Origin of the sequence: Halovenus anhuiensis, assembly GCF_037080055.1 — an archaeon.
In the GTDB taxonomy this organism is placed as follows: Archaea; Halobacteriota; Halobacteria; order Halobacteriales; family Haloarculaceae; genus Halovenus.
The window spans coordinates 542,765-556,012 of sequence record NZ_JBAOJI010000002.1 but is presented as its reverse complement, the minus strand read 5'-3'; the positions used below and the strand labels follow the sequence as shown (position 1 = coordinate 556,012).

Genomic DNA, 13,248 nt, shown 5'->3' with positions numbered 1-13,248 from the left:
CTGTATGCAGGACGGCTGGATTCCACTGGAGTGTACGGATTGTGGTACAGAGTTGGAGTACAGTCCGGCAGACCTTCCGCCGACCGGCAACGAGTTTACCTGTGAGAATTGTCAGTCGACAGGGCCGGTTTCCGAGTTCATCCAGACACAGGAGGGGCTTGAAATACTCGAAGAGTTTCACGCCTGAATCATCGATACGGCGGATCCCCAGTACTCGCCGGCGGACGTAACGGCAAAGAGGGGGGCCGTCGTACGCCCGGGTATGTCGACCAGCGAGGACACACCGACCGTGCCGATCATCTGCCCGGAATGTGAGACGACGACCCGAATTCCGGTCGACGATGTCGCCGACAGTCTCGAACGGCACAACGAACAGTTGCATGATGGCGAGGATGTCGCGCACATCGACCCGGACATCGCCGAGCAGATACAAGACATGGTCGCGGAGGACCTCGGCTTACTCGACTGAGTCGCCGGCGATCCTGACAGCATCGCCCACGCGATCGACTTGCAGTTCGTATCCGAACGTCTCCAGCAGCGCCAGGTGGGAGTCGACGTGGTCGGTGATCTCGGGGATCTGCATCTCGCCGCCGGCGAGTGCGAGAAAGAGCAGCAGTTGGTCGGCGAGATGGCGGTCAACGACAGCCGAGGAATCGTGGAAGTCGATCGCCTCGGAGACCGCTGCGTCGGCCACGTCTTCGGCTAGCAGTCCGCGTTCACCGAGGGCGTCGAAACTCACCCGCGAGTGGTCGTATTCGAGTTCGACCACGAGTGCGGAGCCAGTCGATTCCGCGACGGCAGAGCGCGTTTCCGTCGTGAACACGTCGATGCCGTGCTCGGTGAGCGATTGGCGGGCCGTCTCCGCCTGCCGACGCGCGACTTCGCTGTCGGCGAGATCTGTCGAGGCGAGTGAGTAGATCCGAGCGCCGCGGAGCGCACCACGCTCGGCGAGTGAGAGGCAAGTGAGCGAGGACGGCGAGAGATGCAGCGTCGCCCGGCCACCGCCGGCGGGGTAGAACCCGGTTCGGTGGCGGTCGATGGCGGCATGCAGGCCGAATTGCCGGTAGAAGGGGTGTTTCGTCCGCTGGTGGCCGAGCAGCGGCGGGGACCACTTGACCTCGGTCCCGCCGGTGGCCGTCACCGCGAGCGGTTCGTCGAGCGCAACAGCCAGCCCCAGCACTGCATCGAACAGTAGTGAAATGCTCCCCGCGGTCCCGATGTCGGTGGTGACGTGGCCGCCAGCCAACGCTCCGGGAGAGAACTCGATGGTTTTCCCGCCCTGTGCTGCGCCGACAACGCTCGCGTTCGAGATGTCGGCGAGCGTGTCGACGACAGCGAGGTGCTGTGGTTTGAGTCCTGGATCGGGACGATTGGTACGGATTCCGGAGAGACGGATCGGCTGGTCATCGATCACAGCGAGTGCGAGCGCCGACCGGAGGACCTGGCCGCCGCCGGCCGAGCCGTCGATATCGAGCACAGTGAGAGTTCGAGAGATCGAAACAAAATACTTATCGACGAGACTATCAAGGAATCTACTCGTTGATTCACAGTACGATCCCAACGTGTCAGTACGGATCGTACTCTGCAACAGATAGTACCGGCTGGATCTCGTCTTTCCAGAAGTGCTTTTCTGCGGTCGCAAATGTCCCACCGTGTTCTCGTGCGGACGCGGCAATCAGGGCGTCTGGATGGTCTGCTGGGACACCACGACTCATCAGTTCCTCCTGTAACGAAACAGCTTCGTTGGCTGTCTGCTCGGTGACATCGAGAACGTCCATCGATGTGAGAACTGCCTGTCGCAGTTCCTGTGGGGACTTCTCGATATATCCGTGAACACACCCCATGTAGGCCTCATAGAGAACGATCGACGGAACTGCCCACGCAGTCTGCTCGTACTGGTGGAGGAACTGACGGGCTGTATCCTTCCCGTCTAGATAATCGCTGAGGAGATTGTTATCAAAAACCAACATTATTCCAGTTCGTCGATATCGTCTTCCACATTTCCTCGCATCTTTTCTCGAACCGTATCCATCGCCTCTCTCGTGTCAGTATCCGTCTCCGAGAGAACGCCAAATCCGGCCCACTTGTCGCGTTCTGTGAGTCGGATAATGACATCTTCGTAGCTTTCGCCCTCGCGCTTGTACAGATCGAGACGCTGCTTTGCCTCGTCTGAAACTCGGATGGAAGTATCACCCATATCATGCGTATACGCATACGCATACATAAATTCTATCCTGTTGTCCAACATCAAGAGTAAAAAGAGGTCACTCTCAGCGACGGACGTAGACGCCTTCTGTTCGGCAGTATTAGGTGGCCGCCGCGCAGAGAGCGAGATATGGGAACGGAGAAACTGGACGCGCTGATGGAACGCCTCGGATCGCAGGCGGAGTCGGATCGTCCGGCCGCAGAAACGCCCGATATCGGGATCATCATGGGCTCGGACTCGGATCTCGACGTGATGGCCGGTTCTGAGGAGGGGCGGCCCGGGGCGTACGACTGCCTGACCGATCTGGGCTTCGAGGAACAGACTGATTACGAGAATCCGCCGGACTCGGAGTACACCTTCGAGACCTACGTCGTCTCCGCACATCGCACGCCGGAGTTGATGTACACCTACGCCGAGACCGCCGCCGACCGGGGGATCGACGTGATCATCGCCGGCGCGGGCGGCAAGAGCGCGGATCTGCCGAACATGACCGCCTCGATTGCCTACCCGCTGCCAGTCATCGGCGTCCCAGTACAGGAGAAATCGCTGCAGTCGGTGATCGGAATGCCACAGGGCGCGCCAATTGTCGCCGTCGATGCCGGGAAGTCGTTCAACGCTGCGCTGTCGGCGACGCAGATTCTCGCTCGCCAGCACGACGAACTGCGCGAGCGACTCGAAGGCTACCACGAGGACCTGAAAGACGGCGTCGGCGAGGTTTCGACGGAACTGCACGACCTCGGAACACCGGCGTTCAAAGACCAGCGGTGATCGACGGCACGGTGTAGGCGCCGAATTCGGAACAATATAGAAGGTCGTGGCAGCCAAACTAGCAGTAGAGCACGGGGAACGAGGACACATGTCACAGCAATCACCAGAGTCCACGTCGGCGTACGACCGATTCGCGACGGAGGTACGCCGGTACAACGTCGGGATCACGGAAGTATCGCCATCGGGGGTCACCGCGGCAATCGAGGAGGCCATCGAACAACCAGCAGTCGGAACCGCGCTGCCGTGGGAGGGTGTCGAACTCCCAGATAGCGTCGCGATAGAACCGACTGCGGCGGATCTCGATGCAGCGACGACCGGCGTCACGGCCGCAGAACTCGCGGTTGCCGAGTACGGAAGTATCCTCCTCCGGACGGACGAAGCGGGGAGCGAGCCAGTCAGCCTGTTCAACGACCTCCACGTCGCGGTGTTGCGCGAGGAGGATATCGTCCCGGATATGACCGCAGCCTTCGAGCACATCGGTGCGCGGGCTCGTGAGGACCGTAGCTCCGCGATTCTCGCGACTGGGCCGTCGGCGACCGCGGACATGGGAGCACTCGTACAGGGCGCACACGGGCCGAAAGCGGTCGAACTGATCATTATCTCATGAGCTCACAACGTGACAGCAAAGCCGAGCACATTCGGCACATCATGGCGACCGAGGGAGAAGCGGTCGGAACGAACACCCGTGGCTTCAACGCCGGACGGTACGAATCCGTCGCGAAACTCGAAGACTACGAGGGGCTGAAAGACGAGGCGCGGGCGATCAAGGAAGACGCCATCGAGCGCCTGCCCGAACTCATCGACGACCTCACCGCGACCATCGAAGCGAACGGCGGAACCGTCTACATCGCCGAAGACGCCGCCGACGCCAACGAGTACATCGCAGAACTCTGCGCCCAGCAGGACGCAGAGCGACTGGTCAAAAGCAAGTCGATGACCAGCGAGGAGATCGAGGTCAACGAACATCTCGAACGCGAGGGCGTCGACGTGGTCGAGACCGACCTCGGTGAGTGGGTCCTGCAGGTCGCCGAGGAAGCGCCGAGTCACATCGTCGCACCGGCGATTCACAAGTCCCGGGCAGAGATTGCAACGCTGTTCAACGAGTACTTCGAGCCCGACGAGGAACTCGAAACCGCCGAGGAGCTGACGATGTTCGCCCGCGAGCAGTTGGGCGAACTGATCAAAGACGCCGACGTGGGCATGACCGGCGCGAATTTCATCACCGCCGACTCCGGGACGATGGCGCTCGTCACGAGTGAGGGTAACGCCCGCAAGACGGTGACGGTGCCGGACACCCAGATTGCAGTCGCCGGCGTTGAGAAGATCGTTCCGACCGTGGAGGATCTCCAGCCATTCATCGAACTGATCGGTCGCTCCGGGACGGGCCAGGATATCACTAGTTACATCTCGCTTTTGACCCCACCCATCGACGGGCCGACCGTCGATTTCGACGATTCCGAATCGCCGATTGCTGGCGACGGCGAGGAGCGAGAGTTCCATCTCGTGCTCATCGACAACGGCCGGATGGCGATGCGCGAGGACGAGGATCTGAAGGAGACGCTGTACTGCATCCGGTGTTCGGCCTGCTCGAACACCTGCGCGAACTTCCAGTCTGTCGGCGGCCACGCCTTCGGCGGGGAGACCTACTCCGGCGGCATCGCGACGGGGTGGGAAGCCGGCGTCCACGGGCAAGACTCGGCGGCGGAGTTCAACGACCTCTGTACCGGCTGTTCGCGGTGTGTCGAGGCCTGCCCCGTAAACATCGACATCCCGTGGATCAACACGGTCGTCCGCGACCGGATCAACGACGACGAGGATGTGCCGATGGACTTCCTCGTCGACGGGTTGACGCCAGATACAGAAACGTCCGGGCCTGGGCTGCAGAAGCGACTCTTCGGCAACTTCGAGACGCTCGCGAAGATGGGCAGCACGTTCGCACCCCTCTCGAACTGGGTAGCGAACTCCGCGCCGGTCTCTCGGGTCCTCGAAGAAGTCGCCGGCGTCGACCGGCGGCGTGACCTCCCGGAATTTCAGCGGACGACGCTGGTCGAGTGGTTCGAGAATCGGGAGACGATTCCACCGGCCGATCCCGACCGGAAAGTCGTCCTCTACCCCGATCTCTACACCAACTATATGATGCTCGACCGCGGGAAAGCCGCCGTCCGAACACTGGAAGCGCTGGGCGTCGAGGTTCTCATCCCGCCAGTTCCCGGATCTGGCCGCGCACCGCTGTCGCAGGGGATGATCGACACTGCACGCTCGAAAGCTGAAGGCGTCTCCGAGGAACTCGGCCCGTACATCGACGAAGGCTACGATGTTGTCGTCATCGAACCCAGCGATGTTGCGATGTTCCGCGGTGACTACGACCGCCTGCTCGGCGAGGACCGCGCCGAGCCACTGGCAGAGAACAGCTACGAGATCATGGAGTTCGTCTACGGCCTACTGGCGAATGGCGCTGATCCGTCGGCGCTGAACACCGCCGACGGCGAGACGACCGTCGGCTATCACTCACACTGCCAGCAGCGGACGATGGGCCTGGCCGAGTACACCCATCAGGTGCTCGACCAGTGCGACTACGGTATCGAGACCAGCGACGTGGAGTGCTGCGGGATGGCCGGCTCGTTCGGCTACAAGGAGCAGTACTACGACCTCGCGATGGATGTCGGCTCGAATCTCGAAACACAACTCCGAGAGATGGACGCAGACCGAGTCATCGCCAGCGGCACCTCCTGTACGGACCAAATTGGCGACCTGCTCGGGGCAGAGCCAGATCACGCCATCGAGTTGATCGCACCGAAGTGAGCGGAGGAGTCACGCTGGCTGAACGAAAACTGAGACGAGGCCGCCGCCGACGACGGCGAGTCCACCGAGACCGAAACAGACGAACCAGAAGGGAATCCGCTCGACGACTCGCATGAGCAGATCGATAGTCAGGTAGCCGACGACGGCGCTGACAGAGAGTGCAACGAGTGCGGCCGTCGGGCTGATACCTGGCAGGCCGCCCGAACTGGTGACGGTCAGCGCCGCGGCACCGATACTCGCAGGAATCGAAAGTAGGAAAGACAGCCGAAAGGCCGCCGGCGGGTCGTAGCTCCGGAAGAGTAGCGCACTGGAAGTCATCCCCGAGCGGGAGATACCGGGGAGAATCGCCAGTCCCTGCACCGCGCCGACGAGAACCGAATCGAGCAGCGTCGGCGTCTCTCGCCCGCCCATCGAGACCGATTCCGAGGCAATCTGGACGACGCCGGTGAGGATCAACAGAACGCCGATAGCCGCGATGAACACGCCGCCGGTAAGTTGGCCGGCCAAGTCAACGGCGAAGATATAGAGTGGAATCCCGACGATTCCAGTCAACAGACAGGCGACGACGATGTAGGAGACGAGTGCATTCTCCTCGGCGTAGGCCCGCTGTGGTCGCCAGCCGGGCAGCGATCGGGTGGCGAGCGCGATGTCCTCGCGGTAGTACGTCGCGGCGGAGACGGTCGTCCCGAGTTGCAGAAACAGTGCTAATTGCAGCGCAACGGCGGGATCAGTGCCAGCGATGGAGAGAAACAGCGAGAGATTCCCCTGACTCGATACGGGCAACCACTCGACGATGCCCTGGACGATACCGGCCAGCACCGCGACGACGAGGTCCGTCTCAGTCACAGCTATCCGTCTGATTCGAGGTTACTTAAACGAGTTGCACTTCAGCGGTGCTATTCAGGGCTCGTCGTCAGCCGACTCACTGTTGGCATCCTCGGATTTACTCTGCCTGTCCGGCGGTTCGGGCGGCTCGAAGGCTGCAACGAGCAGTCTGACGAGCCGTGTCTGTCGGAGTTCCGCCCACGACTGGCTGTTTCGACTCCCGACGAGGGCGCAGATTGCAAGCAGGGCAGTGAAGACGACGAGCTGAGCTGACGTGGTTGGGCTGAGTGCGATTCGCCCGCCCAGCACGAGGGCGAGACCTCCGAGGAGTGCGCTTGCCACTTGGACTGGCCGGTCAGCGAGAAGACGGGAGCCCTGGCCTGCTAGCCTGACGGACGAAGCGTGCTCGCCGATTGTCGCCAACCGGGTAACGAACCAGTCGATCACTGCCAGAACTGGCCCGACAGTCCACGTTTCTCGGAGATCGATCACGATCACGTCCGGATCTGGCTCCGCAGTCAGCCAGCGGTAGAGCCACGACGCTTCGATCCACGTTCCGAGGAGCCCGACGAAGGCGAACAGAACCGAGCCAGCAACCAGCGAAGAAGAGTCTCCAGCCGTCCCTCCCTCACGAGTCGTTTCGGCGGCACGGGCAGATGCGGCTGCTTCCGGTTCTGTGGAGTCAGCAGAGTCCGGACTCTCCAGACGGCGAGACACCACCTCCCGGAGACGAGCGTACAGTCTCGCAGTCTGTGACTGGCGGACGAGGCTGACGGCAGTCGAGCCGCGGAGGATGTTACGCATTATCTCGTGTCAAGTTCGGAGACTTCGACAGTGACCCGGAGTTGTCCGAGTTCGATCGGGATCGTATCGCCGGTGTGGAGCGGTTCGCCGCGGAACTGGATTGAGCCATCGTCGAGCCGTTGAACCCGCAGTTCCGTGTCGAGTTCGACATCGAGATTCCGTGGGTGATCACGGAGGTAGAGGTTTCCGTCCTGGGTTTCGACGAGGACTTCGGTCGGCTCTGTCGTTTTCGAGACGATTTCGAGGGTGGTTTCGTCGCCGATCTGTTCGGTCTGTCCAACCGTAATCGCAGATGACAGCTCTGGGCGGACGTCTCTGAGTGTGAGCGTTGCAGTGATCGCCTCCGGTTCACCGGCCTGTTCGAGCGTGCCGCGGCGGATAATCTCTCCGGAGAGATCGTATTCGGCTGTTTGGATCGGGATCGATTGCCCGAGGCGCAGTTCTTGATTGCCGAACAGGACTGTTCCGTCTCGGTCCCGCGTTACTGCGGAGACACCGAGAAGCACCCGTCGCTGGTCGGGTTCGTCCGTCGCATAGATCGTCGTCGATTCGATACGGACCAGCGTCTCACCGCCGAGTCGGTACTGATCACCAGTATCGATATCGCCCACGATGTTCGTTGGCACGGTCGTTTCGAGCAGGAACGGCCGTTCCGTGGTTTCGATCGTACTCGTTTCGCGATTGGCGACGTTACCGGTCAGCTGGTAACTGTTGTTGCGGAACAGAACGGTCTCTCCGACCTGAAGCGATGAGCCGCTGAACTGAACCCCGCCACGGTCGATCGTCTGTGCTGAGACGCCGACGAGGAGCGTCCTTGCACTGCGGTTCATATTCGGGAACTGCTGGAGCGCGGTGATCTCTGCGACTGTTTCTCCAGCGATCTGGTACTGGTCGCCGATGCTCACTTCGTCGGCAGTACCGGCGGGGACGGTCGCCTCCATCGTGAACTCGGTCTGCTGGGTCGGCAGTTCCTCGCCCGAGCGCTGGATCTGTGTGAGTTTGCCCTTGACGCTGTACTCCGCAGTCTGGAGCGGAACACTCTGTCCGACACGGAGTTCAGTATTACCGAGTTGGAACGAGTCAGCAGACGTACTTTCCGAGGCAGAAACGGTCCCGCGTATGGTGGCACGGACGATGACATTCGTCCCTCCGCCGTTGTCGTATCGATAGACGTCGGTGATCGTCGCCGGCTCATCGCTTCCCCGTGGTTCGAACGTGTCTCCAGCAGTGATCTGTTCAGCGATGAAATCTGGCTGTGTTCCGAGATCCATCGTTACGTGACGCGTCTCCATTGTAGTCTCAGTATCGTCCGATGATCCCGAGAGCAGCAATGCCGCACCTGCGACAATAACCGCGAGAACGAGCAGGATGACTAGCAGATCGACGATATTGACCAGTCCGAACAGCCGGCCCTCGTCGTCGAGGAGCGTCATCTCTTCGTCTTCGCCTAATCCACTCATTGCTCCACAGTTGTCTGGGTGTTTTCAAAAATCCTGTTATAACGAATTGTTAACTTGCGAACGGGCAAGCATAATCGATTAGTCGCTCGGAATTGAGCAGACAAACGAATGGAGAGACGCTACCGGATCGTTTTCATCGGAATCTTTGCATTCCTCACGCTGGGACTGTGCATTCACTTCGGTGCGTCGTACGACCAGAACTGGCCGCATCCGACCGGGGATCAGTTGGGGGAAGACCCTGACGGCTGGGACGGCGAGCGCGTCCTGTTGTTCGGCGAGGTGGAGGAACAGACTACTGACGGGTTCGTGATGATTGTCGAAGACGACAGCGAAACCGTCGTTCGGACGGTGACTGTTCAGGGGACAGACACTGCTGTAGAAGTCGGTGGCGTGGTGCAGGTCTACGGACGCCTCTCCGAACAGGGAACGAGACAACGGGCCGAGTCTGTCGTCGTCGTCAACGAAACGCCCGGCGACAGCCAGTACAAACTCGCGACATCACTGCTCGGCGGGCTGCTCGCAGCGGGGTTATTCCTGCGATACTGGAGAATTGACTGGCGGGCGTTGCGGTTCGTCTCACGTGACTTGCCCAAGACTGAGCGGGAGGCTACCAGTACGGAGGGGGATCACGATGGCTGAGTTGCTCTCGCACGTCCTGTTCGCCTTCGGATTATTCACGATTGTGGGGTGGGCTGTCGACTGGCTCGACCGCAAGTGGGTAGCAGTGGGAGCCGTCGGCTCGCTATTTCCCGATTTGAACCGGCTGGATCTGCTCATCGATGATTACACGGTGTCACAGATGCTCGGCGTACCGTTCGACTGGGGCGGATTATCGACCCTGGGCGGCGTCGTGCTGCTCGCAACGGCGGGGGCCGTGCTGTTTGCCTCCCGAGAGGAACGAGTTCGCGGATTCGGACTGCTGTTTGCCGGGGGAATCTCACACCTCCTCGTCGACGGCGTCAAAGGGTGGGCCGACGGGGCGGGAAGCACACCCCTGTATCCGCTGTCGTGGTGGCGGCCGCCGACGCCGGGCTTGTACGTCTCCTCAGATCGGTGGGTGCTCGGCATCGCCGTCGTGTTCGGGCTGGTCGTGTTTCTTCTGGATCGGAGAGTTATTTCGGACTGAGTTTTACGGACGATTCTGTCGCGTTTACGGCGCTGTCGCTGCCGACTCGTCTGTTTGTGGGTCGAACGGGAGATTGATTACGAGTTCGTCGAACCAGACCACCGGACGCTTACTCTGCCCATCCTCCTCGAAGAAGATGATACCCAACTGTGCGAGCTGACTGAGTTCCTCGTGGACGTTCTTTACGTCACGGCCGACAACCCGGGCAGTTTCGTTGATACTCGACGGTTCTTCTTTGCGGATCGCCTCGATGAGATCCAAGACCCGTGGCGTCAGCGTGTCCATGAGATCGTCGTAGCTCGTAAACGAGAGTCTCGGCGGAGACTCGGTCGCAGCACCTCCTTCGAGTGTCTCGATGTTGTCGGTAACGTCGTCGTGAAATTCGCTGGATGACAGTACTGTCACGACGAGGGTTGATTCGGTCCGGAGTTGTTCGCGCTCCATCGGATGTAGCGGCGGCGTGGTATCATTCATGTGTATCACCGTGGTGTCGTCGCTTCACTCGACCTCGAAGGCGGTCTTTGGGATCTCGGTCCAAAATCGAGTCCAGAGTTCCACCATTCCGGGGAATTCGATGATTTCAGGTACGGGATCAGGTGCGACGTGTAGTTCATGTCCTTTTGTATCTTCGTGGGAGTTGTCGTACCTCCGGATCGTCCCATCGTCCAGCGTTCGAGGAGGATCTGGCTCCGTCGCGCCGTAGTGGAGTTTGTACGCCCACCCAGACGGGTACGCATCGCTGTCCGTCCGCATGCAGAACACCCGGACGACAGTCCCGTCTGAGTACTTTCTCGCTTCTTGTATGCTGTCAAGATCGTCATCACTCAGCGAACCCATCCACAGCTATTGGTACGCAGGCCAATGAGATATGTCTATCGGTGAACTAATTGCGAAGAAACAGCCGCTCAACGTTCTGAGAACACGAGCAAATCCTCAACTTATACTATTCCTGATAGACTGAGCAGACTCGCTCGATTCCTTCCTCGAAGCTAATCTCGGGTTCCCAGCCCGTGGCCTCGCGCATCTTCGAGGCGTCGGCGCAGGTGTCGTGGACGTAGACATCTTCGGGGATGGGGTTCTCGACGTACTCCGGATCGATGTCCGTCCCGAGTTCGTCGTTGAGCATCTCGACGACCGTATTGAACGAGTAGCGGTCGCCGGTGCCGAGGTTGTAGACGCCGTCGAGTTCGTGTTCAGCCGCCAGCACTGTGCCACGGACGATATCGCTGACGTGGGTGAAATCCCGCGTCTGCTCGCCGTCGCCGTACAGGACCGGAGCCTCGCCGTTGGCGATATCGTCGGCGAACTGGGCGATGACGTTTGCGTATTCGCCTTTGTGCTCCTCTGCGCCGCCGTAGCCCTGATAGACCGAGAAAAAGCGTAGACCGGCCATCGACATGTCGTAGTGATTCGAGAAGTACTCGGCGTACTTTTCGCGGGCCATCTTCGAGGCCTCGTAGCCCGTGTTGACGTGGACGTCCATATCCTCCGGTGAGGGGGTCGTCTGGCTGCCGTAGATCGAAGAGGTCGAGGCGTAGACGACGGTCTCACAGCCATCCTGTCGGGCCTGCTCGACGACGTTGGCGAAGCCCTCGACATTGATGCGCGCACCGCGCTGTGGGTTTTCCTCGTGCATCGCGTACGAGGAGAGTGCTGCGAGGTGGAAGACAGTATCAACGTCAGTGGGGAGGTTCTCTTCGACGACGGATCGATCGTGGAACTCGACAGCGTCGTCGAGGTTCTCCGGTGTGCCAAGATACTGATCGTCGACGACGATCACGTCGTTGTCGGCAGCGAGCGTGTTCGCGAGGTTCGAGCCAATGAATCCTGCGCCGCCAGTCACGAGGACGCGCTCGTTTTCCATACGTGAGTAGTCGAGTATCGAGATCAAAAGACTTCTCACATGAAATCGGTTCGAGGGAAGTAACACGGCGCTGTCTAGAACGCCCAGATCGATACAACTGAACGAGGTGATGCGAAACAGTAGGTTAGGAACACTTATACGTCAGCTATAATGATACTCGTTTGACTTAATGACGAAGAACTCTCTGCTTGCTGATTGTACTACTTCGGTTGGTGTATTGGCTGTGCAGTACATCGCGGCCCTGTTCGGTTTCTTCGGCAGTGTGTCCCGGCGTTGCTATCCAGTGAGCGACGCTGGACGAGTGCAGAAAGACGACCGCGGCGGTGTCGGCCTGTACGCACTCATCGTGGTCGGTCTCGTGGTGGTTGGTGCGGCCGTATTTCTCGTCGTCGGCGGTGGCGTACTCGACGATGGCACCGACGACGGAGAAGTGAATGGTACCGACCCTGCGCCGGATCAGGATCCTCGGCCAGTCGATGACGGTTCCGACGAGAACGGAACCGAAGATTCGGGTAGCGAGGATGACTCCAACGGCGGTGCAGCGAACGACACTAAACAACCCGGCCCGCAGTACGCGACGATCAGTGGGTCAGTGAACGTGAGCGATCTCGGGCCGGCAGAGAAGGGTGCCGTTGGGTTGTACAATCGTTCGTCGGGGCGGTTCGTCGAACTCCACGATTTCGAGAACGGGAGCGAATTTACTTTCGAGGAGCTACCGCCCGGCCACACCTACGAACTGAGTGTCGAATCTGAGCGAGCACCTCCAGAGACACTGTCCGTGACGCCTGGGCCCAACGAGACGGTTCAGCGAGAAATCGAAGTCGGCCACGAATTCGAGGGGGCATACTCTTATGAGTCAAATTGGACAGTAGCGTATGAAGACGGGAGTGTTCTTGAGGATGGATATCAAGCAATTGACTCCGAAGGAAATGCATTTTCAAGTTGGGATGACCCGGCGGCCCAAGAGCGATATAAGAATCTCTATTTGGCTCGGAATAACAAGTCATACACCACTTTTGGACAGGGCGAGTGGGTAGAGTATGTAGGTCACTTCGAGTCGAACGAAACAACGAGTACGTACGTCATAAGACATGGGATCGGTGGTGTTGAGAAGAGAATATATCTTGGTGAGGTTACGGACCCCAAGGATGGGGATCCACTTTATGAGTACCAGATCTTGGCAGGAGCAATGCCATTTGACAACCGGGGGCCAATTCGAGTATACACTGAGCCAGAAACAGGCTATATCAGGTACGTAGAATTAGAATTATCTAAGTGGGAAGATAGTCGTATAACGAAAGATGAAGCGTGGGTGTACAACCATGAGAGTGAAGAAATTGTGGCGATTCCAGAAGATTTCCCGTTAGATGATCTCCCGAGCTAGCTGAGTGAT

General features: G+C 59.6%; 17 protein-coding genes. 8 read left to right on the top strand and 9 right to left on the bottom strand.

What is annotated here, in order from left to right; genetic code table 11:
- Nucleotides 1-4: 4 nt before the first annotated feature.
- Nucleotides 5-187, top strand: a complete 183-nt coding sequence (locus tag V8P86_RS08575; RefSeq protein WP_336326840.1) for a DUF7836 family putative zinc-binding protein — start codon at nucleotides 5-7, stop codon at nucleotides 185-187.
- A 75-nt stretch (nucleotides 188-262) separates the two neighbouring features.
- Nucleotides 263-469 (top strand): DUF8149 family protein, encoded by a 207-nt coding sequence (locus tag V8P86_RS08570; RefSeq protein WP_336326839.1) that lies wholly within the window; start codon nucleotides 263-265, stop codon nucleotides 467-469.
- On the opposite strand, the gene rtcA is transcribed toward V8P86_RS08570, so the two are convergent.
- The 3 genes from rtcA to V8P86_RS08555 all read right to left on the bottom strand — a co-directional run bounded on the left by rtcA (nucleotide 458) and on the right by V8P86_RS08555 (nucleotide 2,197).
- Nucleotides 458-1,477 (bottom strand): RNA 3'-terminal phosphate cyclase, encoded by a 1,020-nt coding sequence (gene rtcA / locus V8P86_RS08565; protein WP_336326838.1) that lies wholly within the window; start codon nucleotides 1,475-1,477, stop codon nucleotides 458-460. The genes V8P86_RS08570 and rtcA overlap by 12 nt on opposite strands.
- Before the next feature lie 88 nt (nucleotides 1,478-1,565).
- Nucleotides 1,566-1,970, bottom strand: coding sequence for a PIN domain-containing protein (locus V8P86_RS08560; protein WP_336326837.1), 405 nt, complete (start codon nucleotides 1,968-1,970; stop codon nucleotides 1,566-1,568).
- Complete coding sequence (locus V8P86_RS08555) at nucleotides 1,970-2,197, bottom strand: DUF7557 family protein (protein ID WP_336326836.1); 228 nt, start codon at nucleotides 2,195-2,197, stop codon at nucleotides 1,970-1,972. The genes V8P86_RS08560 and V8P86_RS08555 overlap by 1 nt, the downstream gene beginning before the upstream one ends.
- Before the next feature lie 138 nt (nucleotides 2,198-2,335).
- Between V8P86_RS08555 and purE the strand changes: the two genes are divergently transcribed.
- From purE to V8P86_RS08540, 3 genes are all read left to right on the top strand, one after another.
- Nucleotides 2,336-2,974, top strand: a complete 639-nt coding sequence (gene purE / locus V8P86_RS08550) for a 5-(carboxyamino)imidazole ribonucleotide mutase (protein WP_336326835.1) — start codon at nucleotides 2,336-2,338, stop codon at nucleotides 2,972-2,974.
- Between the two features lie 88 nt (nucleotides 2,975-3,062).
- Nucleotides 3,063-3,581 carry an LUD domain-containing protein gene (locus tag V8P86_RS08545; protein ID WP_336326834.1) on the top strand — a complete coding sequence of 173 codons (519 nt, stop codon included), beginning with the start codon at nucleotides 3,063-3,065 and terminating at the stop codon, nucleotides 3,579-3,581.
- Nucleotides 3,578-5,776: an LUD domain-containing protein gene (locus tag V8P86_RS08540; RefSeq protein ID WP_336326833.1), complete on the top strand. Its 2,199-nt coding sequence runs from the start codon at nucleotides 3,578-3,580 to the stop codon at nucleotides 5,774-5,776. Before V8P86_RS08545 ends, V8P86_RS08540 begins: the two co-directional genes overlap by 4 nt.
- Before the next feature lie 9 nt (nucleotides 5,777-5,785).
- Here the strand turns inward: V8P86_RS08540 and V8P86_RS08535 are convergent, their stop codons facing one another.
- Genes V8P86_RS08535 through V8P86_RS08525 form a run of 3 tightly spaced genes read right to left on the bottom strand, consistent with a single transcriptional unit; the run spans nucleotide 5,786 to nucleotide 8,865 of the window.
- Entirely contained in the window at nucleotides 5,786-6,622 is an 837-nt protein-coding gene (locus V8P86_RS08535) for an undecaprenyl-diphosphate phosphatase (protein WP_336326832.1), read from the bottom strand.
- Between the two features lie 54 nt (nucleotides 6,623-6,676).
- A complete protein-coding gene (locus tag V8P86_RS08530) occupies nucleotides 6,677-7,405 on the bottom strand; it encodes a hypothetical protein (RefSeq protein ID WP_336326831.1) in 729 nt (242 codons plus the stop codon).
- Nucleotides 7,405-8,865 (bottom strand): DUF4330 family protein, encoded by a 1,461-nt coding sequence (locus tag V8P86_RS08525; protein ID WP_336326830.1) that lies wholly within the window; start codon nucleotides 8,863-8,865, stop codon nucleotides 7,405-7,407. The genes V8P86_RS08530 and V8P86_RS08525 overlap by 1 nt, the downstream gene beginning before the upstream one ends.
- Nucleotides 8,866-8,973: 108 nt before the next feature.
- Between V8P86_RS08525 and V8P86_RS08520 the strand changes: the two genes are divergently transcribed.
- Together V8P86_RS08520 and V8P86_RS08515 are read left to right on the top strand one after the other, a co-directional pair.
- Entirely contained in the window at nucleotides 8,974-9,504 is a 531-nt protein-coding gene (locus V8P86_RS08520; protein WP_336326829.1) for an OB-like fold-containing membrane protein, read from the top strand.
- Nucleotides 9,497-9,991 (top strand): metal-dependent hydrolase, encoded by a 495-nt coding sequence (locus V8P86_RS08515; RefSeq protein WP_336326828.1) that lies wholly within the window; start codon nucleotides 9,497-9,499, stop codon nucleotides 9,989-9,991. Before V8P86_RS08520 ends, V8P86_RS08515 begins: the two co-directional genes overlap by 8 nt.
- A gap of 24 nt (nucleotides 9,992-10,015) precedes the next feature.
- Here the strand turns inward: V8P86_RS08515 and V8P86_RS08510 are convergent, their stop codons facing one another.
- The 3 genes from V8P86_RS08510 to V8P86_RS08500 form a co-directional block, all read right to left on the bottom strand.
- Nucleotides 10,016-10,465 carry an HVO_A0114 family putative DNA-binding protein gene (locus V8P86_RS08510; RefSeq protein WP_336326827.1) on the bottom strand — a complete coding sequence of 150 codons (450 nt, stop codon included), beginning with the start codon at nucleotides 10,463-10,465 and terminating at the stop codon, nucleotides 10,016-10,018.
- A 24-nt stretch (nucleotides 10,466-10,489) separates the two neighbouring features.
- Nucleotides 10,490-10,828, bottom strand: a complete 339-nt coding sequence (locus tag V8P86_RS08505) for a toxin-antitoxin system TumE family protein (protein ID WP_336326826.1) — start codon at nucleotides 10,826-10,828, stop codon at nucleotides 10,490-10,492.
- A gap of 106 nt (nucleotides 10,829-10,934) precedes the next feature.
- Nucleotides 10,935-11,855 (bottom strand): NAD-dependent epimerase/dehydratase family protein, encoded by a 921-nt coding sequence (locus tag V8P86_RS08500; RefSeq protein ID WP_336326825.1) that lies wholly within the window; start codon nucleotides 11,853-11,855, stop codon nucleotides 10,935-10,937.
- Nucleotides 11,856-12,024: 169 nt separating this feature from the next.
- Between V8P86_RS08500 and V8P86_RS08495 the strand changes: the two genes are divergently transcribed.
- Nucleotides 12,025-13,239, top strand: coding sequence for a hypothetical protein (locus tag V8P86_RS08495; protein WP_336326824.1), 1,215 nt, complete (start codon nucleotides 12,025-12,027; stop codon nucleotides 13,237-13,239).
- Nucleotides 13,240-13,248 lie beyond the last annotated feature (9 nt).